At 28.4% G+C, this 25255-nt stretch carries 27 protein-coding genes; 2 read left to right on the forward strand and 25 right to left on the reverse strand.

All coding sequences use genetic code 11. The features are described 5' to 3' along the window. Positions 1 to 67: 67 nt before the first annotated feature. Entirely contained in the window at positions 68 to 742 is a 675-nt protein-coding gene (locus GBG18_RS09825; protein WP_152190660.1) for a rhodanese-like domain-containing protein, read from the forward strand. Positions 743 to 754: 12 nt separating this feature from the next. On the opposite strand, the gene GBG18_RS09830 is transcribed toward GBG18_RS09825, so the two are convergent. The 3 genes from GBG18_RS09830 to GBG18_RS09840 form a co-directional block, all read right to left on the reverse strand. Beyond that, positions 755 to 3691 carry a methyl-accepting chemotaxis protein gene (locus GBG18_RS09830; RefSeq protein WP_152190661.1) on the reverse strand — a complete coding sequence of 979 codons (2937 nt, stop codon included), beginning with the start codon at positions 3689 to 3691 and terminating at the stop codon, positions 755 to 757. A gap of 127 nt (positions 3692 to 3818) precedes the next feature. Further along, a complete protein-coding gene (locus tag GBG18_RS09835; protein WP_152190663.1) occupies positions 3819 to 4982 on the reverse strand; it encodes an HD-GYP domain-containing protein in 1164 nt (387 codons plus the stop codon). Between the two features lie 78 nt (positions 4983 to 5060). After that, entirely contained in the window at positions 5061 to 5843 is a 783-nt protein-coding gene (locus GBG18_RS09840; RefSeq protein ID WP_152190665.1) for an alpha/beta hydrolase, read from the reverse strand. Positions 5844 to 5921: 78 nt separating this feature from the next. On the opposite strand from GBG18_RS09840, the gene GBG18_RS09845 reads away from it, so the two are divergent. Then, on the forward strand, positions 5922 to 7226 hold the full coding sequence (locus GBG18_RS09845; RefSeq protein WP_152190667.1) for an MBL fold metallo-hydrolase: 1305 nt from the start codon (positions 5922 to 5924) through the stop codon (positions 7224 to 7226). A gap of 43 nt (positions 7227 to 7269) precedes the next feature. Here the strand turns inward: GBG18_RS09845 and GBG18_RS09850 are convergent, their stop codons facing one another. From GBG18_RS09850 to GBG18_RS09955, 22 genes are all read right to left on the reverse strand, one after another. Beyond that, entirely contained in the window at positions 7270 to 7707 is a 438-nt protein-coding gene (locus GBG18_RS09850; RefSeq protein ID WP_152190669.1) for a DsrE family protein, read from the reverse strand. Further along, complete coding sequence (locus tag GBG18_RS09855) at positions 7707 to 8156, reverse strand: MOSC domain-containing protein (RefSeq protein WP_152190671.1); 450 nt, start codon at positions 8154 to 8156, stop codon at positions 7707 to 7709. Before GBG18_RS09855 ends, GBG18_RS09850 begins: the two co-directional genes overlap by 1 nt. Further along, positions 8153 to 8962 carry a thioredoxin family protein gene (locus tag GBG18_RS09860; protein WP_193311114.1) on the reverse strand — a complete coding sequence of 270 codons (810 nt, stop codon included), beginning with the start codon at positions 8960 to 8962 and terminating at the stop codon, positions 8153 to 8155. Before GBG18_RS09860 ends, GBG18_RS09855 begins: the two co-directional genes overlap by 4 nt. A gap of 105 nt (positions 8963 to 9067) precedes the next feature. Beyond that, positions 9068 to 10834 (reverse strand): thiosulfohydrolase SoxB, encoded by a 1767-nt coding sequence (gene soxB, locus GBG18_RS09865; RefSeq protein ID WP_152190673.1) that lies wholly within the window; start codon positions 10832 to 10834, stop codon positions 9068 to 9070. Positions 10835 to 10858: 24 nt separating this feature from the next. Beyond that, positions 10859 to 11512: a rhodanese-like domain-containing protein gene (locus GBG18_RS09870; protein WP_152190675.1), complete on the reverse strand. Its 654-nt coding sequence runs from the start codon at positions 11510 to 11512 to the stop codon at positions 10859 to 10861. Between the two features lie 89 nt (positions 11513 to 11601). Beyond that, entirely contained in the window at positions 11602 to 12027 is a 426-nt protein-coding gene (locus tag GBG18_RS09875) for a hypothetical protein (protein WP_152190676.1), read from the reverse strand. 12 nt (positions 12028 to 12039) lie between these two features. After that, the gene (gene soxA, locus GBG18_RS09880) at positions 12040 to 12975 is read right to left on the reverse strand and encodes a sulfur oxidation c-type cytochrome SoxA (RefSeq protein WP_152190678.1); all 936 of its coding nucleotides are present in this window, start codon (positions 12973 to 12975) and stop codon (positions 12040 to 12042) included. Between the two features lie 39 nt (positions 12976 to 13014). Continuing rightward, the gene (gene soxZ, locus GBG18_RS09885; protein ID WP_152190680.1) at positions 13015 to 13320 is read right to left on the reverse strand and encodes a thiosulfate oxidation carrier complex protein SoxZ; all 306 of its coding nucleotides are present in this window, start codon (positions 13318 to 13320) and stop codon (positions 13015 to 13017) included. 67 nt (positions 13321 to 13387) lie between these two features. Next, positions 13388 to 13837 carry a thiosulfate oxidation carrier protein SoxY gene (soxY, locus tag GBG18_RS09890; RefSeq protein WP_152190681.1) on the reverse strand — a complete coding sequence of 150 codons (450 nt, stop codon included), beginning with the start codon at positions 13835 to 13837 and terminating at the stop codon, positions 13388 to 13390. Between the two features lie 19 nt (positions 13838 to 13856). Further along, complete coding sequence (gene soxX, locus GBG18_RS09895) at positions 13857 to 14207, reverse strand: sulfur oxidation c-type cytochrome SoxX (protein ID WP_152190683.1); 351 nt, start codon at positions 14205 to 14207, stop codon at positions 13857 to 13859. A 13-nt stretch (positions 14208 to 14220) separates the two neighbouring features. Further along, a complete protein-coding gene (locus GBG18_RS09900) occupies positions 14221 to 15291 on the reverse strand; it encodes a c-type cytochrome (protein ID WP_152190685.1) in 1071 nt (356 codons plus the stop codon). After that, positions 15272 to 16597 carry a sulfite dehydrogenase gene (gene soxC / locus GBG18_RS09905; protein WP_152190687.1) on the reverse strand — a complete coding sequence of 442 codons (1326 nt, stop codon included), beginning with the start codon at positions 16595 to 16597 and terminating at the stop codon, positions 15272 to 15274. The genes GBG18_RS09900 and soxC overlap by 20 nt, the downstream gene beginning before the upstream one ends. Positions 16598 to 16893: 296 nt before the next feature. Continuing rightward, positions 16894 to 18429 carry an AAA family ATPase gene (locus GBG18_RS09910; protein WP_152190689.1) on the reverse strand — a complete coding sequence of 512 codons (1536 nt, stop codon included), beginning with the start codon at positions 18427 to 18429 and terminating at the stop codon, positions 16894 to 16896. Positions 18430 to 18433: 4 nt separating this feature from the next. Continuing rightward, a complete protein-coding gene (locus GBG18_RS09915; RefSeq protein WP_152190691.1) occupies positions 18434 to 19300 on the reverse strand; it encodes an NAD(+)/NADH kinase in 867 nt (288 codons plus the stop codon). 177 nt (positions 19301 to 19477) lie between these two features. Beyond that, positions 19478 to 21586, reverse strand: coding sequence for an elongation factor G (gene fusA / locus GBG18_RS09920; RefSeq protein WP_152190692.1), 2109 nt, complete (start codon positions 21584 to 21586; stop codon positions 19478 to 19480). Positions 21587 to 21592: 6 nt separating this feature from the next. Beyond that, positions 21593 to 22060, reverse strand: a complete 468-nt coding sequence (gene rpsG, locus GBG18_RS09925; RefSeq protein WP_152190694.1) for a 30S ribosomal protein S7 — start codon at positions 22058 to 22060, stop codon at positions 21593 to 21595. A 16-nt stretch (positions 22061 to 22076) separates the two neighbouring features. After that, positions 22077 to 22451 (reverse strand): 30S ribosomal protein S12, encoded by a 375-nt coding sequence (rpsL, locus tag GBG18_RS09930; protein ID WP_152190696.1) that lies wholly within the window; start codon positions 22449 to 22451, stop codon positions 22077 to 22079. A gap of 239 nt (positions 22452 to 22690) precedes the next feature. Further along, the gene (locus GBG18_RS09935) at positions 22691 to 22885 is read right to left on the reverse strand and encodes a YwbE family protein (protein ID WP_444543868.1); all 195 of its coding nucleotides are present in this window, start codon (positions 22883 to 22885) and stop codon (positions 22691 to 22693) included. A gap of 7 nt (positions 22886 to 22892) precedes the next feature. Continuing rightward, the gene (locus GBG18_RS09940; protein WP_152190700.1) at positions 22893 to 23375 is read right to left on the reverse strand and encodes a hypothetical protein; all 483 of its coding nucleotides are present in this window, start codon (positions 23373 to 23375) and stop codon (positions 22893 to 22895) included. 51 nt (positions 23376 to 23426) lie between these two features. Continuing rightward, positions 23427 to 24239 carry a DUF2971 domain-containing protein gene (locus GBG18_RS09945; RefSeq protein WP_152190702.1) on the reverse strand — a complete coding sequence of 271 codons (813 nt, stop codon included), beginning with the start codon at positions 24237 to 24239 and terminating at the stop codon, positions 23427 to 23429. 76 nt (positions 24240 to 24315) lie between these two features. Next, the gene (locus GBG18_RS09950; protein WP_226896408.1) at positions 24316 to 24882 is read right to left on the reverse strand and encodes a GNAT family acetyltransferase; all 567 of its coding nucleotides are present in this window, start codon (positions 24880 to 24882) and stop codon (positions 24316 to 24318) included. 1 nt (position 24883) lies between these two features. Then, complete coding sequence (locus GBG18_RS09955; RefSeq protein ID WP_152190704.1) at positions 24884 to 25171, reverse strand: YciI family protein; 288 nt, start codon at positions 25169 to 25171, stop codon at positions 24884 to 24886. Positions 25172 to 25255 lie beyond the last annotated feature (84 nt).

The raw sequence follows: 25255 nt of genomic DNA on the forward strand, positions 1-25255 counted from the left end.
AATTTTAATATCAAACTATTTTAGTCAACTTTTACATTAATAATATATAATTATAAAAAGGATTAAAATGAAAAAGATTATATTAACAAGTTTATTAACAAGCTTACTTTTAAGTGCCTCTGATTTACAAAGTATTGGTGTTGAAGTTACATATACAGATTCAAATGATGATGAAAAGAATATTGTAATTAAAAGAGAAACTCCTGATAATTGTAAAAGTGTTAAATTTTCTCCTAAAAATATCTTAGGTGGAAATTTAGTTGATGAAAAAGTTCCCCAAAATTGTAAAAAAACTTTTATTACATATTTAGGAAAAATTTCACCTATTAAGTTTTCTCCAAATATTGAAACTTATGGAGAAGTTGAAGTTTTAGATTTTATTGATAAAGCAAAAGATGATGAAAATATGCTTTTAGTTGATTCTAGAACTGTTGATTGGTTTTTAGAATCAACTATTCCAAGTGCTATAAATATTCCATTTATTTATTTAAACAAAGGTCAATATCCTGATGATTTTTTAGATGCACTTGAAACAATTGGTGTAGAAGTTACTAAAGATGGCTATGATTTTGCAAATGCAAAAGAATTATTACTTTTTTGTAATGGTGTGTGGTGTGGTCAGTCACCTTTATCTATGAAAAATTTAATCTCTATTGGTTATCCAGAAGAAAAACTTAAATGGTATAGAGGTGGTATTCAATCTTGGTTAAGTTTAGGACTTCCTGTAATTAAACCAAATTAGTAAGAAAGCTTTTTAAAAGCTTTCCCACTCATCATCATCTTTTGATGGTTTTGCTTCAATTATTTTATTTGTAGCAGTTTTTGAAGGTACAGGAGAAGTAACTTCTCTTCTACTTTCAACATTTTTACTAGTATCTCTTTTAGATACTTCATTTTCATTTTTAATACTAGGTCGTCTTGCTATCTCTTCTGTTTGTACTTGTACTACTTTTTTAATAGGAATAACATTATCTCTTTTAATTTGGTCAAGAGCTTTAAATACTTCTAAAGTAGCTTTATCTAGATCACCTGAAAATTGATTTAAAGTAGAATTATCAGCATTCTCTTTACATGTTTCATTTATATAAGATTGTACATTATTATGAACATCTTCATGATTTTGTTTTAAATCTTTCCAGTTTGTATTTCTTGTAAACTCTTTTCCACTTTGTTCTTGCTCTATTATCCATTTACCTAAATCACACTCAGTTGGTTTTGTTACAGCCCAAGGATTTATTGTTGTACCAATTTTCTCAAAGTTTGTATTTTTAAATTTGATATGGTCATTTTTTAATTTAGAAACTTTAAATACTAAATCTATATCTGCAATTTCATTTCCACTTGATTCATTAAACTTTGCTCTATCTGCAATTTTTAATAAATTCTCAGATAAATCAGAAACTTCATTTGCTAAATTACTAATTGTTGTTGCTGAACTTGCGTTAAGTTGTGTTGCTTGGTCAAGGGAATTAATAGCGTCATTAATTTGAACTATTCCACTCTCTTCTTCAACACTTGCAGTTGAAACATCTTCTATTAGCTCTATTGTTTTATTAATATTATCATTTAATTTTGAATATCCACCAATCATATCATTGGCAATAAGTTTTCCTTCATTTGCTTTTGAAGTTGCTGTTTCAACAATTCCTTTAATCTCTTTAGCAGCTTCTGCTGACCTATTTGCAAGATTTCTTACTTCTTGTGCAACAACAGCAAAACCTTTTCCAGCTTCACCAGCAGTTGCAGCTTCTACAGCTGCGTTTAATGAAAGAATATTTGTTTGGAATGCAATTTGATCAATTACTGTAATTGCGTCATTAATTGAATTAACTTGTTTATCAATATCATCCATTGCTTGTGTTGTTTTAGAAGCTAAAGCTTCACCTTCACTAGATGAACTTTGTAAATCACTTGCTAATGATGACATTTCTTGTACTTTTTGAACATTTGATTTAACAATACAAGTAACTTCTTCTAATGCTGCTGCTGTTTCTTCTAATGAAGCAGCTTGTTCATTTGCAGAACTTGATAAACTGTTTGCAGAACTTGATAAAATATTTGTATCTTCATTTAATTTTTTACCACTTGATACAATCATTGATAAGAATTCTGAAACAGTAACACCAATTAATCTAGTACTTGAATTAATTGAGGAAATAATTCCACTAACTTCACTTGAACTAGTATTTTTATCAACTGTAAAATCAGAACTTCCATATCTTAATAAAGTATTATTTAAAATACTTAAATTTTCATTTGTTTTATCAATCATTGAATTAATTGAATTTTTTAATTCTTGTATTTGAGGATTAACTGAGTTTTTTTCTATTTTATAAACATAGAAGCCATTATTAACCTTTGAAATTACCTCATCAACTTCTTCAATAACTTTAGCATCAGACTCAACACCCTCTTTTAATTTTCTAATGTAAGCATTAAAACTATCAACTAGTTTTCCTACCTCATCATTAGATCTTTTTTCAATCTCTTTAATCTCTGAATCTGCATTATTCATATCCGAAATAGTATCACTTAAATTAGAAAGTGGTTTTATTATTGTTCTAGTAATTAAAAATGAGTAAATTATATATACTAATAATATAGCAATAAGCGAAAAGATTACAATACTAGTGATAATATCTTCAATTTCATCAGATGTTTGTTTTCTCATTAAAGAGATATCTGCTTCAATATCATCAACATAAACGCCTGTACCAATTATCCAATCCCAATGTGGAAATCTTTGAACATAAGAAAATTTTTGTTGTGGTGCATCAAAATTAGGTTTTGGCCACATATACTTAACTAAACCACCCTTAGCTTCTTTATTAGCAACAACAGAGAACTCTTTAAATAAATATTTTCCTGCTTTATCTTGAACTTTTGATAAATCCTTTCCATCTAAACTAGGTTTTACAGAATGCATAATCATTTTAGGATATGAGTCATTAATCCAAAAATACCCATCTTTTCCATATCTCATTTTGCTAATTGTATTTAAGGCTTCTTCTTTAATTTTTGAAGAAACATCAGCTACATATTCACCTGTACCTATAACCCAATTATACTCTTTGAATAGTTTTACAAAAGAAACTTTTGGTTGTGGTGTTTCAAATCCTGGTTTTGGCCAAACATAATCAACAAAACCTTCACCTTTTGCTTTTGCAACAGCAGCAAATTCTTTAAAGATTTTTTTTCCACCTTTATCTTTATAATTAACAAGATCTTTTCCATTTAACTGTGGTTTAATTGGATGCATTACAATTACAGCATCGGTATCATTAATCCAAAAATAACCACTTTTACCATATCTACTCTCTTCTACTATAGTTTTTAATCTAAATTTTAGAGCATCTTCAGATAAGATATCTTTTAACTTATTGTACTCGCCTTCTAAAATAGAAAATAAAAAGTTTGTTTGAGTCTTTAAATCATCTTGAATTTCTATTTTTATTTTATCGATAGCTGTTCTTTTATGATAGGCTTCAACAGTTTTCATTGCTAATGAAATATAGTTTTTTAGCTCTTCTTCTTTCTTAGCATAAGAATCTTTTTTATATTTATCAACATTCTCATGAGAAAATTTGTTAATAGAATAAATAGATTGTATTGCAATTGATAAAGATACTAATATTATTGTAACTAGTGCTAATATTAATAATTTTACCTTTATAGAGATATTTACAAACATGGTATTCTCCATTATTTTTTTGTTTTATACTCATATAATATCTATAAGTGCTTTAATTTTCAAGCTAAATTAATATTATTTTTTATTTTTTATAATAAATTTACTTTTTGATACTATCTTTAATAATTTAATCTTTTACTAATATTTTATTAATATCATTAACTATTGATATATCAAGTTTTTTATCTTTTGCCATTTGCAACATTATATCAATAGCTTCATCTTTAGAATAAGCTTTTCTATAACTATTATCTTGTGTTAATGAAGTATAAATATTTACACTAGCTATTAATCTATCTTTTAAACTCATATCTTTTGCACTTAAAGAGTATGGATATCCATTTGCATCTAATAACTCTTGAATTTTGCAGCTTAATAATGCAATGTCGTTAAAGCCCATTATATTACTTAATATTTTTTTATTGTAATAAGGATAAGCTTTTATCTCTTCTTGCTCATTTTTAGTTAATTCTTCTTCTTTTTGCAAAATATTTAAAGGTATTAATAGCTTTCCTATTTTACTCATTGATGCAGAAATTAAAAAAGTGTACTTATCTTTGTGTTCAAACTCATAAAATTCGCACATTTTCTCGCAATTAGAAATAAGTTTAGAATCTTTTTCTAGAATATCTAAAAATGATTGTGTAATATTTAATATTTCTTCAAAATCTAAAGCTGTTGTAAAGTCATGTAAGTTATTGAATATAAATTGTAAAATATCGTTTTCATTTTGTATATCTATCCAAAATTCTAGTTTTGTAGAAATATCTAAAAATATATTTACAATATCCTTATCAAATAAAGTATTTGTATTACTCTTTACAAAAGCAATAATATCTTTTCTATTTTGTATATCTTTTTTTGATAAATCAAAGTTAACATCTAAAGTGTGTGAAAAGTTTAATATTTTAGAAAATAGAGGGATATCGTCATCTTTTAATCCAAATATTCCACTTCCATTTATATTTTCATTTTGATACTTTAATACATCGTTATTATTAGAAAGAAAAGGAAAGTCTTTTATTTTTATTTCACTTAAGATAGAGTATTCTTCATTTTTTATTTTTGCTTCATTTAGTGCAATATCATGACATAAACTGTAAGCACATAAATCAAACATCTCTTTATCATTAAGATTTAATTTTTGTCCTATCTTTAAAGATAAAAAAGCAATTCTTTTTGAATGATTTGGTGTTGTATTGTTATATTGAGATTCTACAAAATCTAAAGTATGAGATGTAGATAATAAGAAATTATTTAGATTAAATATTAATTGTTTTTTCTTGTCCATTTATAGTCCTATAATGATTTTTATATCATTATATTACTATAAATGCACCTATGTATATATTAAATTTTATAGAGTTATTTACTCTTCTTCAAATAATGAACTAATAGCTTCTACACTTTTATCAGTCATATCTAAATCTATATGAGCAGCACCCTTAACTTCTACAAGTTTTACATCTAGACCTTCTGTTTTCATTTTATTATAAAAATCTTTTGTTACACTTGGTTTTGATATTTCATCTTTTGTTCCATAAATCATAATAAATTTAGAAGACTTATTCATTTTGTCTAAAACATCTATTGCTAAAAGGTGTTTATCATTTGCATAGTCAGGTCTTTCATATCTTCCTGCAACTAATACTATATTTTTTAAAAGTTCTGGGTTTAAGCCAGCTAAGGAAGCACTCATCATTGCACCTGCTGAATGTCCAATAATTGTAATCTCTTTACTTTCATATTTGTCTTTTAAGGCAATTACTAATTTTTCTAAAAACTCAACATACTCTTTTGTAGCTGCTTGATGATTATACTCTTTACTTCCAATTGATTTTAATTTATTTAAAGAAGAATTAGAATATCCAGGAAGTGCTACTGCGATTGTTGTCAAATCAGTTGACATATTTAAATTCTCAGCAAAAGGAGCATAACGACCTAAAACATTACTACCCTCATCCCATGTACCATGAACAACAATAATTAACTTATCATTATCATCGCCTTCAAACATAGCATAATTTATGCATTCACCTCCAGCATAAACATAGCCTTCATCTTTATCATCACACTCTTGTTTTGTAATAGTTTGTGAAAATAAAAAACTTGTAGAAAATAGCATTACTGCAACTAAAATATTCTTTAACATAATTAACTCCTAGTAGTATTTAATTTAAATATATGAATAATTCACTTATAATAAAATATTATAACTTAAGGAGAGGTTTTGTTAAAGAATAAATTTTTACAAAAAGTAATATTTTTTTACTGTATTTTTTTATCTAGTGTTTATGCACTAAATTTAGATGAATTAAAAAATAATGCATTAAAAGAAGTAAAAGTCATTAATACTGATGAATTAGTAACTCTTTTAAAAAAGAATCCTAATACAAAAATTATTGATGTAAGAGAAAAAGATGAGATATTAAAACAAGGTGGTTATATAAAAGCCAATAAAGTCACAAATATTTCAAGAGCAAATTTAGAGTTTTTAATTCAAGAAGAAGTAAAAGAAGATGAAACTTTTATTATTCACTGTTTTAATGGAAATAAATCACTTTTTGCAGCTAAAAGATTAAAAGATTTAGGCTACAAAAATGTACTTTATTATCAAGATAGTTTTAAAATATGGAAAGAGAAGAATTTGCCAATTTCTTCAAAAGATTTTGTTCTAAATTCTTTTTTATACAATCCAGTAAAAGAAGTTGCAAAAGGTGTATATACTTCAATAGGTGCAACACAACCAGCAACTTATGAAAACTCTGGACATAACAATAACTTAGGTTTTGTTATTGGTGATGATTCTATCTTAGTTTGGAATGCAGGTGCTAATTATCTTCTTGCAAAAAGTTTTCATGAAGAGATTAAAAAAATTTCTAATAAACCAATTAAATATGTAGTTTTAGAAAACTCACAAGGTCATGCAATGCTTGGTTCTTCATATTGGAAAGAGCAAGGTGCAACAATTATTTCACATGAAATTGCTAAAAAAGAGATTATGCAAAAAGGTGAGAATATCTTAACAAGACATAAAAGAACTTATAGAGACAAAGCACTTGGAACTAAAATAGTAATTCCAGATGAAACGTTTAAAGATAGTATGAGTTTTGATTTAGGAAATAGAATTGTTGAAGCAAAATATTTTGGATATGCACATGAACATAGCGATATTTCAATTTGGTTAGAAAAAGAGAAAATTTTATTTGCAGGAGATTTAGCTTTTCATCAAAGAATGCTACCAATTTTTAAAATCACAGATACTAGAAAATGGCTTGAAGCTTGGGAAAAACTTGCATTATTAAATGCACAAATAGTAGTTCCAGGTCATGGTGATGTTACAGATATGCCAACAGTTACAAAATATACAAAAGCTTATCTTGAATACTTAAGAGAAAAAGTAGCTGAAGCTTTAGATGAAGGAAAAGAAGCTTATGAAGTTGATCAATCACCGTATGCACATTTAGATACATTTAAAGAGTTAGCTAGACAAAATGCTTCAAGGCTTTATGAAATGATGGAGTTTGAAGAGTAAAATTATAAATCCTTTTCGGATTTATAATTTTTAGTAAAAAGAGTTAATAAGGTGTAATTCCAATAAAACCATCTATTTGTTTTTCAATAGCTTCAACAATACCAGCTTGAACATATATAATATCTTCTATAAAGTCTTCTTCAGTCCATTTCATACTTTCCATAGTATTTTTACATCCATAAAACTCTACATCATATTCCATTAAAGATTGAATTCTTTTTATAGTATTAGCATCCCCATCTTTTTTGATATGTCTCATTCCTGGACCATAAGTAATTACTGCAACTTTTAAAGTTTCAGCTGGGTACTCTTTTAAAATATTATAAATAGTTCCTATTATATGATTTGTTTTTTCAACATCGGCATCATACAATCTAACAACTAATTTTCTGGGATCATCAAATGTTGGCTGTGGATCTGAAAATGTTGACTCTGCATATGAGAAAATAGTAAGTAATAAAATTAAGATTATTTTTTTCATTAATTGTCCTTTGTTGTAACTTGAATATCTTTTACTATTTTACCATTATTTAAAACTCTACAATATAAACCTCTATGATGTTTTACTAAAAATGGTAATTCTTTCCCAAAAACTGCCAAGTGGTTACAGATTGTACAAGCTTGTGTAATTTCTAATTCAACATCCCCTACTTTAAAAACTGTTCCTATTTTAAAATCATGTGGATCAAAATCAAATAATATATTTTCTCCAAAACTTCCAAATTCTAAATTTATTCCATTCTCTTTTGAAATATCATAAGCTTTTTTTCCAACAACCATAACTGATTTATCTTCATCTTTTCCTGCAAACTTATCGTTTTTTATTCCATGACCTTTTAATATATCTAAGTACTTAACTATAGGTCTTGGAAGTCCTGATGAATCTTTTGTAGCACTAAAAACTTCTATAACTTTCCCAATATTTTTCATTTATTCTTATTTTCCTTTAGTATCAACAAAAAGTCTTTTTTATTCCATGAACCTGGATATTTATTTTCTAATTCGCCATTATTATTTAGTGCAAAAAAAGTCGGAGTCATTCCTCTGTAGCCTTTTTTAAGATTAAAAGGTAAAGCCACATCTTCAATATCAACTTTTAAGAAAATAAAATCCTTTTGAATCTCATCTTCTACATCATTTAAACTAAGTACTTCTTTATCCATTTTTTTACAAAAATGACAAGTTTTAGAAGTTGCATAAACAAGAACTTTTTTATTAGATTCTCTTGCCTCAGTTAATAGCTCTTCTTCATCAAAATTATTTGATAAAATTCTTACTTTTTTAGGATTTTTCTTTAACCTTTGTTTTTTATATTCCATAAAATAAATTGCTAAGTTTGATATATCTTCATCACTTAATTTATAATCAACAGACTCTTTTTTATCATAATATTTAATTATTGATGGCTCACAAATACTATTATTAATATCTGGATTTGTAAGATAACTATTTAAAAACTCTTCTATTTCAACTTGTTGCATTTCAGGGTCTTCTTTATCACCTATATGCTTTGGACTATCCATAATTGCGTAAGCTAACATATTTACAGTTGGAGTTGCAAGATTTAAAAGTTTATTTTTCTTTTCAAAGAAGTTTGTTTTTAATGTTTTCATATCAATAAATTTTCCATGACATGATGAACATTTTTTTAAAAAGATCTCTTGACCTTTTTCATAATTTGCATTTAAAGTACTAATAAAAATAATAGATATTAGTAAAATTCCTTTTTTAATCAATAAGTATTCCTTTTTTCAATTTAGTAAATAGTACAAAATTTCAAACTACTTATTAAATTGAAAGAAGTATAAAGATTTAATCTTTATACTTTTTCATTTTGAATACTAAATAACAATTCCTGGGTTATTCTTAACACCAATAATATCAGGAGTATCAACTCTTAAGTTTGCAATATGTTTTACATTTCCTAAGTAAGTTTCAACTGTTTCCCATACAGGTTCACCTGGCGATTTAGCACCAACTGTTGACCAACCTGCAACTTTATAAGATTTACTAGCTTCAAGTTTTTTACCATTTTTTGTAAGTTGAAGATTTGTAATTCTACTCCCCATCTTAGCTTTTGGATCAATTGTATAAGAAATACCACCAGTTCTAACCATATCCCCACCTTGTTGGTAGAAAGGATCTGCATTAAATAAGTTATCAGCAACATCTTCTAAAATATCTTTGATTCCTTGACCTGTAATATCTCTTGCATAAGTTTCTGGATAAGTCATAGCAGTTTGAGTCATTAAATCATCAAATGTTATATCTTGTCCAGGCATAACTGTTGTTCCCCATCTAAATCCAGGAGAAAGTGATATATCTGCACCTTTAACATCAATTAAAGCATCACAAATAATCTGATCCCATGAACCATTAAAGTTACCACGTCTAAATAGAGTTTCTTCAGTAGTTGCAATTGTTCTATTTAACTCTTTTATATAAGGTAATCTAACTTTTTCAATATATGCTTTCATATCTTTATCTTCAGGAACTAAATCAGAGAAAATTGGAAGAAGCGTGAATTTGTGATCTACAATTTTTCCATTTTGAATATCTAAATCAAGAACATTTAAGAATTTACCATTTGAACCAGCATTACATACATAAGTAGTACCTTCTTCATTTTTAACAGGAACTGCTTCAGGAACACCATCATGAGTATGTCCACCCATAATAAAGTCAATACCAGTACAAACTTCTGCCATTTTTTGATCAACATCAAAACCATTATGAGATAAAACAATAACCGCATCTGGTTTTTCTTCTTCCCTAATAGTATCAACTAAGTCTTGCATATCTTCATCTTTAATTCCAAAAGTCCAATCTGGAATAAATCTTTGTGGGTTTGCAATAGTTGTATAAGGGAAAGCTTGTCCAATAATAGCAACTCTTGCATTACCCATTTTCTTAATTGTATATGGTTTAAAAGCATGACCTGTATCTTCATCATAAGCTTCAGCACCATCAAATAAAGCATCATCTTTTACTTTTACATTTTGTGCTAAAAATTCTGCATTAAGTTCTTTTACATTTGCTAAAACTTCTTCAGCTTTATATGTAAATTCCCAGTGACCAACAGCAACATCAACACCAAGTAAGTTCATTGCACCAACCATATCTTTACCACGTGTGTAAAGAGCTGTTGCACTTCCTTGCCATGTATCTCCACCATCCATCATAAGTGTTTTTTCAGCACCAAAGTTATTTCTTAAATGATCAATTACAGTTTTAAGTTGTGCAAAACCACCAACTCGACCCATAACTTTTGCATGTTTTTCAAAGTTTACAGATGAAAATGCATATTCTAATCTTTTATTACCTTTAATACCATAGTAATCTAACATTTTCTCACCTACAATATGAGGTGGCTTACCATAGTTACCATGAAAACCTAAGTTTACACTTGGCTCTCTAAAATATACAGGCATTAATTGAGCATGAGAATCTGTCATATGAAGAAGTCTTACATTTCCAAAGTTTTGTAATTTATAATAATCTTCTAACTTATTAGTATCTGCCATTCTAGTATGAGAGTTTGCAAATACAGGAGCAGCACCAAGTACTGACATCATGTATATAAACTCTCTTCTACTTAATTTACTCATGTTTATTCCTATTTTATAGTTTTTTTATTTCCCAGATCCTACTACAGTAAAACCTAAAGAAGTCCAAGCTTGCATACCACCTCTGTAGTATTTAATTTTTTCAACTGGATATCCCATTTTTAATAATGCAAATTTTGCATTTTTAACCATACCTGGAGTTTGTCCACACCAGTAACCATTACAATATAATGCTAAAGTTTTTGCATTTGAGAAGTCTAAAGTACCATCATCATTTTGAACAACACCCATTTCATCTTCCATCATTTCAATTGCAGTATCTTTTTCATCAAAATTAGTAAATGGTACATTTACTGCACCTGGAATTCTTAATCTATCAAACCAACCTGGCTTTCTTGAATCAATAATTGCAATATTTTCATCTGTTTGCGCTTTTTTCATATACTCAATAAACTCTAACTCTCCTAAAGTTTCTAAACCTTTAGCTAAAGAAATTGGTTGAGGAGCTCCTCTAAATGTTGTATCATATAGTGAAGAAATTTTATTTCCAGCTGTTTGATTTCTCATAATAGTAAATTTCTCACCATTTAAATTCATATCAATAGATTTAACACCTTTTGAAATTGCTACAAACTTTGACGTCTCTTCTGCTGCAAAATTTGAAGTTGCAAATAAACCAGCAAATGCTGCTGAAACAAGTAATTTATTTAATAATTTCATATTAATTCCTTTTATTTTTGTAAAAAAAAAGCCAAGACGTTATTCTTGACTTTTTTGTTTTTAAATTTTAAATTTATAGATACTAAAATTTAGTATTTATAACCGTCACCAGGAATAGCTAATCTCCAAGTAGATTTTGCTTCATCTGCTTGTTGTAATGCTCTAATAGCAAATTTACAAGATCTATGAGCTGCAAAATTAGTTTCTAACTTAGTTTTAGAAGCTTTTCCTTTAAAATCTTTAGGATTAACTTCTTTTGCTTTTGTTTTAATTGCTTCTTCAACAGATGCTATTAATCCAGAATTATTAACACCTAATCTTCTGAATTCTAAACCCTCTTTTTTTGCAATGTCATTATATTTCTTTGCAGTTTCAATAACTTTAGAAATTCCATTAGTTTTAACACTACACTCTTTTTCTACATCAATTTTTGAATAATCACTAGCATTAGCACTAATAAATCCAGAAGTTAAAAGTGCAATAGATGTAAGTACTTTTAATGTTAATTTTTTCATAATTTTCACCTTTTACTTTCTAATATCTGGGCCATCAACTGGTAAACCATTTGATATATATGCCATGAAATATAATAATTCTTTCATTGTGTCCGAAGTATTTTTTGGTGGAACTTGACCTTGATCTTTAATACATCCAGACATTCTTCTTTCTAAAGTACCTAAACCATCATTATCAGCTTTACCAGCTGCCCATTTTAATCTATAAACAGGGAAATGAGTAGTTTGACCTAATCCTTGAGATAAAGATTCATTTCTAACTCTTTGACCTGCACCTTGGATATGACAAGTTGCACAAGAAAGATTTAAATATCCTCTTTGTGAAAAGTAGTATTCTTTTCCTCTTTCATAAGCTTCAGCTGCTGCTTTACTTTCAATTTTAATATCAATTCTTTTTTCAGCATCAGCACTTTCTTGAGCTAAAAATGCTTGTAAATGAGTCATTTTACCTTTTTTCTCGTTCCACTTCTTTTCACCATTTGAAGTTAGACACTCATTAACAGCTTGAGTTAAAGATACAAGTTGTGCTCTTTTTTCATCATAAAATGGGTAGTCACCTGAAATATCAGTTTTAGGGAAACAATCTTTAAATGACTTTCCATTAGCAAAAGGTTTATTGAATAATTCTTCACCTTTTTCTACAAACTCTTCAGTTGGTGGGAATTCTTTAATTTCATCATAAGATAATCTACCATTTTTAGAAAAGGCATAACCACCTTTAGAAAATTCGTCACCTTTAACATTTTTAATAAAATTATTCTTTAATTCATCATCTGTTGAATATGGGAAAAATGTATTTTTACTTTTTTCAGGATCTGCAAATTTTGCTTCAAAATATTTAACAATACCCTCTCTATCTTTTTCTGCTTGTTGATTAAAGTCTCCAGCAACAGCAGCACTTGTAACTAATGCTGCTAAAGCTGTAGCTCTTACAATTTTAAATAACATGATCTCTCTCCTTAGATTTTGTTAATTACACTTAAGTAACTATTTAATTTTTGCTGAACTCGTTTGAGTTTCGCCTTTTAAATCTGTCCAAGTGATTTCAATTTTATCACCTTTTTCAGCACCTCTAAATTGAAATTTCATGTATGGGTTTTTAGATAAAAATTGGCTTGTTGATACTTCATAAACAATTTTATCATTAACTTTTGCTACTAAATAAGTAATAAAGTTAACTTCTTTTTTAGCTTTCTCAGCTTCTTGGTAACTTAACATTGCATGTGAAGCTAATGCTTTAACAGTTACTATACCTTTTTTTAATTTTGCTTTAATTCTAGTTTTTTTTGCCATAATATTTTTCCTTTTATTTTCTATTCATTATTTATTTTATTAATATTTATACAGGTGTTGAATTAAATCAACCTCCACATCCACCAATTGTAACTTTTACAAGTTTTGAAGCTTGGATTAATTTTCCATCAACTTCTGCTACTACTGTAACAGTACCTGTTTTAGCCATTTTAATTCTTACTGAATAGTCAACAATTCCATTTTCAGGAACAGTAAATACTGCAACTGTACTTTCTGGATTTGCATCTTGGAAAATTGCTACTGTTTTAGCATTCAATTTTGTAGAAACTGTTACAGGAATAACTGCACCATTTTCTGCAATATCTGGAGCTTTTAATTTAATCTTACCTTCACCTTTAGCAGCATCACCAAAAATTTCTTTAATAGATGCATCAACTTTTGTTGCTGTCCATGCTTTTGGTTTTGTTTCTCTAAAGTTAATAGCACTTAAAGTTGATGGCGCCATTGAAACTGCTAGTGCACCTAGTCCTAAGCTTAAAAAATTTCTTCTGTTCATTTTATTTCCTTTTATAATATTATTTAATTGTTTTTAAATAAGCAACTACTGCTTTAATTTGTGAATCACTTAACCAACCATTTTTACCAAATGCTGGCATTGCTGAAATTGGATTAGTAGTGTATGGGTCATATATTTTTTGATATAAGGCTTCATCCGGCCAATATTGTAAAGCTTGTAATTTTGGTCCCATACTTCCTGGTCCATCTACATTCTTTCCATTTGCAGCATGACATGCTAAACAGTTACCTAAATTTTTAGTCATAAAAATTTTCTCACCTTGCTTAACTAAATCATCTCCTGCGAAACTACTTATTGCCATTAAACCACTAATAGCTGATGCTATTAGTAAACTTTTTGCTAATTTCATTAGTTCTCCTCTTTTATTTACTTGAGTTAATCATATAATCAACTACTTCATTAAATTCTTCATCAGATAAATCTGCTCCACCTTTAGGTGGCATTGCATTTATTCCATTAATTCCATTTGCATAAACTTTGTCAATACCTTTTTTAACAACTTCAGCCCAAGCTTCTTTATCTCCAAGAACAGGTGCTCCAATTGCTGCATTAGCATGACATGCACTACAACTAGCTTCATAAACCATAGCAGCTTTTGAAACTGTAGCAGTTTCTTCAACTTTTGGCAAGCTTTTTACTGTACTAATAGCAGGATCAAACCCTACATCAATTTCAGCATTAATACTCATTGGTTCTGGTTGTTCACAATCTTTCATACATCTAGTTCCTTGTGCTAAAGGACCTCTTTGCTCTTTAAGATCATTTCTATCTGGATGAACTGGGTAGAAACCATCTGGATTATTCATTTTAACATCCATAAAGTTTTCATTACTTAAAACAAATTCATCATCAATTTCTTCACCATTAGCTTTAATACCATTTACAGATAATAAATATGCTGTAAGTGCATAAACTTCATTGTCAGATAAAGATTTTGGATTAGGGAAAGGCATTGCAGTTTTTATGTACCAAAAAAGAGTACTTGCATAAGGCCAATATGAACCAATAGTTTTTCTAGGACCTTCAGTACCTTCTAAACCTAATTGATTTTTTAAAGAACCTTGACCACCAGCTAATGTAGGATAACCACCTACTCCACCAGCTCCAAAATCTCCATGACACATAGCACATTGTGCTTCGTATAATTCATCACCAAATTCTACAGAACCTTCACCAACAGGCAAACCATGGCCATCAGGCATTACATCTGTATCCCAAGCTTTAATTTCATTTGCAGTTGGCATTCTACCATGTGCACTGAAACCTTTTTTCTTTTGTTCACTAACAGCATAAGCTGTATACATTCCATCTTTAACTGGATATATAACCGCACCATCAATATTTTTCTTCTCAGTAGCTGCTGCACTTGTTATTAAAAGTGAAGATATAACACCAACAGCTAATAATGATTTTTTAAGATCTAACATGAACATTATTTACAACTCCTTTTGATGTTACTTCCCATCCAACGATTGGGTTTCTATGATAAATACCTTCAACACCAACATTTCCAATTAATTTATCAATTGAAGGTTGAATATGTCCTGTATCATCAATTGCACGAGATAATAGAACTTTTTTCTTTCCATCCCATTTAATAATATAAAAGAATCTTGTCCAAGATTTAGGAAGTACTAAACCTTTAAGTTCTGCTTCAACCCAGTTTTTACCACCATCTAATGAGATATCAACAGTTTTGATTGTACCTCTACCAGACCAAGCAATACCAGAAATTTCAACCATATCACCTTTTTTAAGGTCAGTCCATGGAACTTCAGGACATGGTGAAGTAATAATTGAGTTTACTTCCATAGGCCAGAAGAAATTAATCGCCTTACCACTTGGTTGTAACATTGTATATTTTGAAGTTTCTTCTTTTGCATGCCATGGTTTATCAGAGAATTCTATTCTTTTAACCCATTTAACATTTAAATTACCTTCCCAACCTGGAACTAGTAATCTAACTGGATAACCTTGCTCTGGTCTTAATGGTTCCCCATTTTGTCCCCAAACAAGCATAGCATCATCTAAGATTTTTTCAATTGGAATAGTTCTTCCCATTTCAGAGTTATCACTACCTTCAACTAAAGCCCATTGTGCTTCAGGTTTAAGACCTAAGTCTTCTAATAATACACTAAGTTTTACCCCAGTCCATTCTGCAGAACTCATCATTCCTTTAACAAATTGTAAGTTATTAAATTGAGGTCCTCTCCATCCAGTAGATCCGTTTGCAGGACACTCGATAAAGTGAATTCGTGATTCAGATGGATATCTTTTTAATTGTTCTAAAGTTAAAACAATTGGTTTTTTTACTAAACCATGAATCATTAATCTAAATTTATTTGGATCAATATGAGCTGTTCCACCATGATTTCTTGTAAAGAATAAACCATTTGGTGTAATAATACCTTCTTGTTGATGTAATGGAGACATTGAAACAGTTGCATATCTATCACCTGAAGATAATAAATCATGTACACGTCTTACATTATTGTGTTCATAAGGTGAAGGCACACCATATGGGTACTTATCAACTTTATCACCAAGTTTAGTTCCCCACTCAACATGATGAGTTATATTTTCATCATCAGCTTTTAATTTAATTGGTGCAAGAACTGTAGCTGCAGTTAAAGCACTAGCTGAATAAATAGCTGTCTTTTTAAAAAAGTCTCTTCTACTAGATTGCTCTACAGAATTTGACTCCAAACTCTTATCAGAATTTTTACTAATTTTCGTCATTTTCCCTCCTCATTTAACTTGGTATACAAAAATACCAACTAAAACATACAATTATAGTTTTAATATCTTAATTAAAACTAAAATATGAAGTATTAATAATACTTATTTAAGAGTTTTGCTTTTTGGAAATATTTATAATAAAAACTAATATAGTATTTACTTATTTATAAGTTATATTTTACTTATATTAATACTATAAATGAACAAGAGATACTATTTTATAGGAGTTTTTAATTTTAGAGTTTTTTTATTATTTTTTATTTCAATTTGGTAAAAATATTTTTACCAAATTAATTTTATTTTTTTATTAAAAGATTTTTTGCAAATTCAATTGCATTTTTTGTAATTTTTTCACCACTTATCATTCTTGCTATTTCATTTATTCTTTCATCTTTACTTAGTAACTTAATAGTAGAAATACCATCTTTTTTATCAACTAAAAAGTGCTGAGAAGATACAGATGTTAGCTGGGGTTGATGTGAAATTGCAAATATTTGATAAGAGTTTGATAAAGTTGATAAAACATTTGCAATTGCATCACTTTCTTTACCACTTAAGTTAGCATCAATTTCATCTAAGAATAAAACACCATTTTCAATAATATCAAATTCACTCATTGAAGTTAAAAGTGCTAAACGTAACCTATTATATTCTCCAGAACTTATAGTATTTAAACTAACACCGTTTAATTCAAAATAAACTTCATCAATACCGAATGAATCTAAATTTTTTTCTTGAATTGTAATTTTTGCATTTGAAAGGTATAAAAATTTTAAATACTCATTTATTTTATCTTCTAGTATTACTACACTATTTTTTCTATATACTGAGATTTCTAAAGATAATTTGTTTACTTCATTTGTTAACTTATCAATCTTTTTTTCTAAAACTGATTTTTCAAAAGTAATATTATCATAAGAAAGAAGCTCTTTTTTCTTTTCTTCTTTATACTCTAATGCTGATTCTATTGAACCAAATCTTTTTTGTAAAGATGCAAGTTTTTCAATTCTTGTTAATACTGTTTCAATATCAATATCTTCTAACTCAAATAATGAATCATTAAATTTTTCAAATATATTATTTAGCTCATTCATTGTTTCATCAAAAAAACTAGAATCCTCTTCTAGTAGTTCTAATGTATTTGAAACACTATGTCTATAATTTAAAATTTCACTAGCATCTTTTATAGCATCTTCAATTTTATCTTTTTTAGAAAGTTTTCTTTTTAATAAGTTTAACTCTTCATATTCATCTAGTGTTGGATTTATTGCTTCAATTTTTTCAATTTCAAATTTAGCAAACTCTTTTAGGTCTTCAATTTTCAATTCATCATTTTTGATTTTTTCTAGCTCTTTTTTAAGAACAACAAGCTCTTTGTATACTAAATCAAAATTTGATTTTATTTCTATAAACTTTCTATCATTTATTGAAGATAATTTATCTAAAAAGTTTAATAGTTTAAAACTCTCAAAATCTGAAGTATCTCTTAGGTTTAAATGTTTAATTAATTTAGAAGAGAAAGTATTTAAATTTTTCTTTGAAATTGTTTGATTATTTATAAAGAATCTAACTTTCTCTTTTTTTATAGTTTTGATAATAATATCATCATTCAAATCTAAATCATATAATTCATCTATAATTTTAGAATCACTAAGTAAAACTTCTCCTAAATTGGCTCTTACATCACTTTGCGCAAATAAAGATAAAATAGCTTGCATTAATATAGACTTTCCAGCACCACTAGGTCCGGTAAATACATTAAGCCCTTTATTGAATTCTAAATCAATTTCTTTGAAAGATAAACAATCTTTTAAATAAATTCTATTAATCATATAATTAATTTCCCCATCTTAGTTTTTCATTTAAAACTTCAAAATAGTTTCTTTGACATCGATGTATCATTTTTGCATTTTGATTTGAAATCTTAATTTTTATAGTCTCATTCTCTTCTACTTCATAAATATCTTGTCCATCTACAATTACAACTGCACCTTGTGCATCAGTAATAGTGAATTCAATTTCAAAATCTGCTGGCATTACTAAAGGTCTTTGAGTTAATGAATGAGGTGCAATAGGAGTAATAATAAAAGCTTCAGTTAAAGGATAAACTATAGGACCCCCTACTGACAAATTATATGCAGTAGAACCTGTTGGCGTTGAGATTATTACTCCATCACCATAATAAGAATTAAAATGTTTATTATCAATCTTTGCATCAATTTTAATCATTGAAGAAATAGATTTTCTTGAAATTACAATATCATTAAAAGCAACAAATGTATTTAAGTTAATTGCACCTTTTATCATCATACGATTATCAATTTTGTAATTGTCATTTTTAAAATCATGTAAAAAGTTTTCTAATTCATCCATTGAGATATCAGTTAAAAACCCAAGAGTTCCTAAGTTTATACCTAAAACTGGCTTATTATAATTAAAAGATTTTCTAACTACTGATAATAAAGTACCATCACCGCCAACTGAAACTAAAAAATCTACTTTACTACAAAGCTCATCTAAAGACAAGCCTTTTTGATTAATCATATTTGCAGAATTATCTTCTAAAAATACTTCAATATTATTCTTTTCAAATATTGATTTTATATTATCAAATACTTCTTCAAGTTCTGGACTTGAAGGTCTTAATATTATTCCAGCTTTGTTTGTTGATGATAATAGTTCTAAGTTTTTATTTAATTTCAATGTAATAACTCTATCTTTCGTTTAATGGATTTGGGGGACTATTTTTAAACAGTTTTAATAAATATTATATAATAAATACTTTTAAATCATACTATTAGCTCTATATTTATAAAAAATTGAGCAAAAAAAAAGCCTTATCCGAAGATAAGGCTTTTTTACTTAGTTAATATTTAGATATTAACCATTTCTCTTTTTAATGATTTCTTCAGAAACATTCTTAGGAACGTCCATGTAGTTATCAAAAATCATAGAATAAGTTGCTCTACCTTGAGACATAGATCTTAAGTCTGTAGAGTAACCGAACATTTCAGCTAATGGAATCATTGCTACAACTAGTTTAACACCAGCTCTATCATCCATAGATTGTACTTGTCCTCTTCTTTTGTTAACGTCACCGATAACATCTCCCATATAATCTTCAGGAGTTTCAATTTCTACTTTCATAATAGGTTCTAAAATTACAGGTTGAGCAGCGTCTGATCTACAACCTTTTTTGAATCCCATAGAAGCAGCAAGTTTAAATGCCATTTCAGATGAATCAACATCATGGTAAGAACCATCATATAAATCAACTGCAATGTTAACTAATGGATAACCAGCTAAAATACCACCAGCCATAGCTTCTTGACAACCTTTATCAACTGCAGGAACGTATTCTTTTGGAACAGATCCACCTTTGATAGATGATGTAAAGATGTAGTTTTCTTCAGAATCAGCAGCCATTGGTGTAATAGTTAAATATACATGACCATATTGACCTTTACCACCAGATTGTTTAGCGTATTTGTACTCTTGTTGAACTGCATTTTTAATAGTTTCTCTATATGCAACTTGAGGAGCACCAACTTCAGCTTCAACAGAGAATTCTCTTTTCATTCTATCAACAAGAATTTCAAGGTGTAATTCACCCATTCCTGAAATAATAGTTTGTCCAGATTCTTCATCAGTTGCAACTCTAAATGATGGATCTTCTTGAGCTAATTTTCCTAAAGCAATACCCATTTTTTCTTGGTCAGCTTTAGTTTTTGGCTCAACTGCAACAGAAATAACTGGTTCTGGGAAATCCATTCTTTCTAAGATAACTGGATCTTCAGAAGATGCTAATGTATCACCAGTAATTGTAGTTTTTAAACCAACAACTGCACCGATTTCTCCAGCATATAATTCGTTAACTTCTTCTCTTTTGATTGCATGCATCTTAAGAAGTCTTCCGATTCTTTCTTTTTTCATCTTAGTTGAATTCATTACATAAGTACCAGACTTAAGAACACCTCTATAGATTCTTGTGAAAGTTAATTGTCCAACAAAAGGATCTGTCATAATCTTAAATGCAAGACCAGCAACTTCACCATCATCAGTAGATGGAACAATCACAGGTTCACCTTCTTGAGTTTCACCTTTAATATCTTCAACTTCTAATGGAGATGGTAAGTACATTGCAACTGCGTCAAGTAAAGTTTGAACACCTTTGTTTTTAAATGCAGTACCACAAGTCATTGGAGTAATTGTCATATTAAGACAACCTTTTTTAAGACCAGCAACAATTTCATCTTCAGTTAATTCTTCACCATCAAGGTATTTATTCATTAAATCATCATCAGCTTCAGCAGCAGCTTCAACCATTTGTTCTCTATAAGTTGTAGCAGTATCTAATAAATCAGCTGGAATTTCTTCAACATGATAGTTAGAACCCATTGCAGCATCTTGATCCCAAACGATAGCTTTCATTGTAACTAAATCAACAACACCTTGGAAGTTTTCTTCAGCTCCAATAGGAATTTGAATAGGAATAGCATTAGATTTAAGTCTTGTATTAACTTGCTCTTCAACATTGAAGAAATCTGCACCTGTTCTATCCATTTTATTAACAAAAATCATTCTTGGAACTCTATACTTGTTAGCTTGTCTCCAAACTGTTTCAGATTGTGGTTGAACCCCACCAACTGAACAGAATACTGCAACAGCACCATCAAGTACTCTCATAGATCTTTCAACTTCAATAGTAAAGTCAACGTGACCTGGAGTATCAATAATATTAATCATTAAATCATCGTTAGTCTTTGGGTGTTTCCAGTGACAAGTTGTAGCAGCAGAAGTAATTGTAATACCTCTTTCTTGCTCTTGTTCCATCCAGTCCATAGTAGCAGCACCATCATGAACTTCACCGATTTTATGCTCAACACCTGTATAGAATAAAATTCTTTCAGTTGTTGTAGTTTTACCTGCATCAATATGAGCAGCAATACCAATATTTCTTAATCTGTTTAGGGGAGTTTTTCTTGCCATTTCAGATTACCATCTATAGTGAGCAAATGCTTTATTTGCTTCAGCCATTCTATGCATATCTTCTTTCTTCTTGAATGATGCACCTCTGTCGTTAGCACATTCGAATAATTCGTTTGCTAATCTTTCTACCATAGTTCTTTCGTTTCTTTTTCTAGCAGCGTCAACTAACCATCTTAATGCTAAAGTTTGTCTTCTTACAGGTCTAACTTCAACAGGTACTTGGTATGTAGCTCCACCAACTCTTCTAGATTTAACTTCTAAAAGTGGTTTAACATTTTCAATTGCTTTTTCAAATAATTCAATACCAGATTCTTCACCTCTAGCATCTAAGTTTGCAATTGCACCATACATGATTTTTTGCGCAGTAGATTTTCTACCATCTAACATTACTGTATTAATAAATTTAGTGATCACTTTACTATTGTAGATAGGATCAGCCATTACTTCTCTTACGGGAGCTTTTCTTCTTCTCATTCTCTTATCCTTCTACTTATTTTTTTGGCTTTTTAGTACCGTATTTAGATCTTGCAACAGTTCTGTTTGCAACACCAGCAGTATCTAAAGCACCTCTAACAACGTGATATTTAACACCAGGTAAATCTTTAACTCTACCCCCTCTTACTAACACAATCGAGTGCTCTTGAAGGTTATGACCTTCTCCACCGATATATGAAATAACTTCAAAACCAGTAGTTAATCTAACTTTTGCAACTTTTCTTAAAGCCGAGTTAGGTTTCTTTGGAGTTGTAGTATATACTCTAGTACAAACTCCTCTTCTTTGTGGACATTTGTCAAGTGCTGGTGATTTAGATTTCTTAATCACTTTTTTTCGCTCTTTTCTAACAAGTTGATTGATAGTTGGCATTCTTTCCCTTTATATAGTTGTAGAGTAATCTGTAATATAGTTATATGTAAGACTCTCTATTTTATTTGGTTAGAGCAATTAAAGCAATGCTCATGCTTCTCGTTTTCTTCAACATAAGGTTGAAACGATACTTCCATTCTAGAGAAACAATATAGGTTTTCTAAAAAGTAGATGGATTATACTGAAGTCTTTCTTAATATTTCTTTAGGTAAGTTTTTATTAGTGTTTATAGATTGTTTTTATATAATTTCTTGTACTCGTCCTACTTCTCCAAAAGTAGTTCTTACTTTTATTCCATGAGGATGTGTAGGAGATTTTGTTAAAATATCTTGTACAACACCTTTAGTAAGTCTTCCTGTTCTTTGATCTTCTTTTAGTACAATATTAACAGTTAGTCCAGGTTTTATATTGCTTCTTTTTTTTCCATCCATAATTTATATCCTAAGCTTTGAAAGTTAATGCATCTTTTGCAAATTCAATATTATAAAAGAATATGATTTTAAACATTAAATCAACTTTTGTTTTTTTAACTTCACTTGCATCTAAAATATCTACAGCAAAACCAGAACTATTATCTTCATTTCTAATAGAAATTGAAACAGGCTTTAAAGCTCTCATCATATTCATTGTTTCTTTATAAACTTTTGGGTTTAAACCATTTAAAATATCTCCATCTTTATCTTCTTTTCTCATTGCATTAAATAGTTGAGTTAAAGTATCTTTATAAATAGATTTACTCCAAGTAATTTTACCTTTAGTGTAATGAAAGATTGCAGTCTTATTTAATAAAGCATTTGGTTTCTCAGCTCTTACATCTTCAATCATTTGAAGAAAAAAGTTTATTCCACCAATACTATTTGCATATTCATTTATTTTTATATTAAGCTCTTTTTTTGCATTTAAATCTAAATCATTAAATCTCATATTTATCCTATTTTGTTTTATAAATGTGATTATATCTAAATTAAATATTTTTTATCTATAAGATGATTTAGAACTTTTTATATCAACGCAATAAAAACCATTATTAGAAAGAAATATTTTTACCTCTTCTTCAATAAACTTATTTTTCGGACCTTTTATAATTTCTAATATTGCAGGAGTTTGTTTTTCTTCATCAAATTTTAATTCAAAATATGGAATCAAATTACCACAAACAGAACGAAACATCATTTGAGATAAGTTATCTTCAAAAATAAATCTTTTATTCTTTTTATCATCAGTTATTTTTGGGTTATGAATTAATCTTACTTCTTGTTCCTCTTTAAAAAGTTCATTTTTTGATTTTGCAGATAAGTTATTTATATCTGTAATAATTGCTTTACAAATTTCATTGAATTGTATTGACTGTGTATCAATTTCATTATCTAATTGCTCTAAAGGTTTTAATATTAAATCAATTTGTTTTTCTTGACTTTCTTCATCATATAAAACAGAAGATGTTTGAACCATATTATTTTCTTTGAAATAATCGCTATTAAATCCAATAGCAACTCCATAACCATCATTTGCATAAGCACGCCATTGACTTAATAAATCAGAACCTTCAGAAAAAGATGCAATATATACATTAGGAAGTTGTTTAGAATATAATTCTTCAAAACATTTATATTTTAAGAAATTATCTTTTGTAGAGGATGTTTTAATCTTTTTAAATATTTTATCTTTTATCCAGTGAATTTCTTTATAGTCATTTAAATTATAAACTGAGCTTAGCCATAAAGTTTTATTTTCGATAATTGCTTTAAAAGATTCAACATTGCAGTAATGATAAATAATATTTCCCATAAAAAACTCCTTTAGATAATATCTTTAATAAATAGATTTTATATCAAAATATTAGTAATACCTAAAGAAGATATTACTAAGGGACAAGTTTTACAGATGTATCATAAACTAGTTCATAATAATTATTATTGTTAAATTCAAACTCTGTAATAACTTCAAGACCTAATTTTCTCGTATGTGCTTGAAAAGACCTTGGATTATTCTTATTAATAAAGGTAACTAAGATTGGATATTTTGAATTCATCTCTTCTCTAGCAAAATCAAAAAGTAAAGATAAAACATCTGTTCCTCGTTGTGACTTATCAATACAAATCGGTCCATATTGATATGAATTAAACTCCGAAAGCTCAAGTCCTTTATACGATAATTTTGAAAGATTTTTTAACATATATTTAAATATTGGCCATACAGACCAAAATGACCAAGATGCACACATAACATATGCTACTAATTTATCATCTACAAAACATAAGAAAAGTCCATCTTCATTTTCTATTAAAGAAGTTAACTCTTCTTTTGTAAAAGCAGTAGTAACAAAACCATCTTTTTTATCTTCTTCTTTTATTGAGTCAATTTGATATTTAAAATGTAAATCTAAAACTGCAGGAATATCAATAAGTCTTCCTTTTCTTAATTCAATCACATTAAGACTTTGGCATAACTTTTACAGGTACAACTTGAAGTTCATCCATATTCCAAACTCCACCTTTTACATAAGGTTCATTTTCTAACCAAGTATTTAGTTCATCTTCAGTGTCAAAATTTGTTAATACTGAAGAACCAACCATTTCATCTTCTTCAATCATTGCACAAGCACTAATTATTTTACCCTCAGCCATTAGCTTTTGAGTTCCCTCAACATGTGCAGGTCTAGCTTCCATTCTTTTATCAATTGCTCCATCATTATCATAAGCGATTATTAAATATTGCATATATATCCTTTTTTATTTATACTAGCATATTAGCAAAATATATATGTGATAAAATTAAATTTTGTTTATATTTTTGTAATTATT

The organism is Poseidonibacter ostreae, from assembly GCF_009208075.1.
In the GTDB taxonomy this organism is placed as follows: domain Bacteria; phylum Campylobacterota; class Campylobacteria; order Campylobacterales; family Arcobacteraceae; genus Poseidonibacter; species Poseidonibacter ostreae.

What these genes read in the sequence shown, in the direction of transcription:
- fusA (WP_152190692.1), bottom strand. Translation starts at nt 21,586, where the DNA reads ATGGCAAGAAAAACTCCCCTAAACAGATTAAGAAATATTGGTATTGCT.
- soxA (WP_152190678.1), bottom strand. Translation starts at nt 12,975, where the DNA reads ATGTTATTTAAAATTGTAAGAGCTACAGCTTTAGCAGCATTAGTTACA.
- soxC (WP_152190687.1), bottom strand. Translation starts at nt 16,597, where the DNA reads ATGACGAAAATTAGTAAAAATTCTGATAAGAGTTTGGAGTCAAATTCT.
- rpsL (WP_152190696.1), bottom strand. Translation starts at nt 22,451, where the DNA reads ATGCCAACTATCAATCAACTTGTTAGAAAAGAGCGAAAAAAAGTGATT.
- GBG18_RS09825 (WP_152190660.1), top strand. Translation starts at nt 68, where the DNA reads ATGAAAAAGATTATATTAACAAGTTTATTAACAAGCTTACTTTTAAGT.
- soxY (WP_152190681.1), bottom strand. Translation starts at nt 13,837, where the DNA reads ATGAACAGAAGAAATTTTTTAAGCTTAGGACTAGGTGCACTAGCAGTT.
- GBG18_RS09850 (WP_152190669.1), bottom strand. Translation starts at nt 7,707, where the DNA reads ATGAAAAAAATAATCTTAATTTTATTACTTACTATTTTCTCATATGCA.
- GBG18_RS09840 (WP_152190665.1), bottom strand. Translation starts at nt 5,843, where the DNA reads ATGTTAAAGAATATTTTAGTTGCAGTAATGCTATTTTCTACAAGTTTT.
- GBG18_RS09910 (WP_152190689.1), bottom strand. Translation starts at nt 18,429, where the DNA reads ATGATTAATAGAATTTATTTAAAAGATTGTTTATCTTTCAAAGAAATT.
- GBG18_RS09945 (WP_152190702.1), bottom strand. Translation starts at nt 24,239, where the DNA reads ATGGGAAATATTATTTATCATTACTGCAATGTTGAATCTTTTAAAGCA.
- GBG18_RS09875 (WP_152190676.1), bottom strand. Translation starts at nt 12,027, where the DNA reads ATGAAAAAATTAACATTAAAAGTACTTACATCTATTGCACTTTTAACT.
- GBG18_RS09940 (WP_152190700.1), bottom strand. Translation starts at nt 23,375, where the DNA reads ATGAGATTTAATGATTTAGATTTAAATGCAAAAAAAGAGCTTAATATA.
- GBG18_RS09830 (WP_152190661.1), bottom strand. Translation starts at nt 3,691, where the DNA reads ATGTTTGTAAATATCTCTATAAAGGTAAAATTATTAATATTAGCACTA.
- GBG18_RS09870 (WP_152190675.1), bottom strand. Translation starts at nt 11,512, where the DNA reads ATGAAATTATTAAATAAATTACTTGTTTCAGCAGCATTTGCTGGTTTA.
- GBG18_RS09900 (WP_152190685.1), bottom strand. Translation starts at nt 15,291, where the DNA reads ATGTTCATGTTAGATCTTAAAAAATCATTATTAGCTGTTGGTGTTATA.
- GBG18_RS09835 (WP_152190663.1), bottom strand. Translation starts at nt 4,982, where the DNA reads ATGGACAAGAAAAAACAATTAATATTTAATCTAAATAATTTCTTATTA.
- soxZ (WP_152190680.1), bottom strand. Translation starts at nt 13,320, where the DNA reads ATGGCAAAAAAAACTAGAATTAAAGCAAAATTAAAAAAAGGTATAGTA.
- soxX (WP_152190683.1), bottom strand. Translation starts at nt 14,207, where the DNA reads ATGAAATTAGCAAAAAGTTTACTAATAGCATCAGCTATTAGTGGTTTA.
- GBG18_RS09955 (WP_152190704.1), bottom strand. Translation starts at nt 25,171, where the DNA reads ATGCAATATTTAATAATCGCTTATGATAATGATGGAGCAATTGATAAA.
- rpsG (WP_152190694.1), bottom strand. Translation starts at nt 22,060, where the DNA reads ATGAGAAGAAGAAAAGCTCCCGTAAGAGAAGTAATGGCTGATCCTATC.
- soxB (WP_152190673.1), bottom strand. Translation starts at nt 10,834, where the DNA reads ATGAGTAAATTAAGTAGAAGAGAGTTTATATACATGATGTCAGTACTT.
- GBG18_RS09855 (WP_152190671.1), bottom strand. Translation starts at nt 8,156, where the DNA reads ATGAAAAATATTGGGAAAGTTATAGAAGTTTTTAGTGCTACAAAAGAT.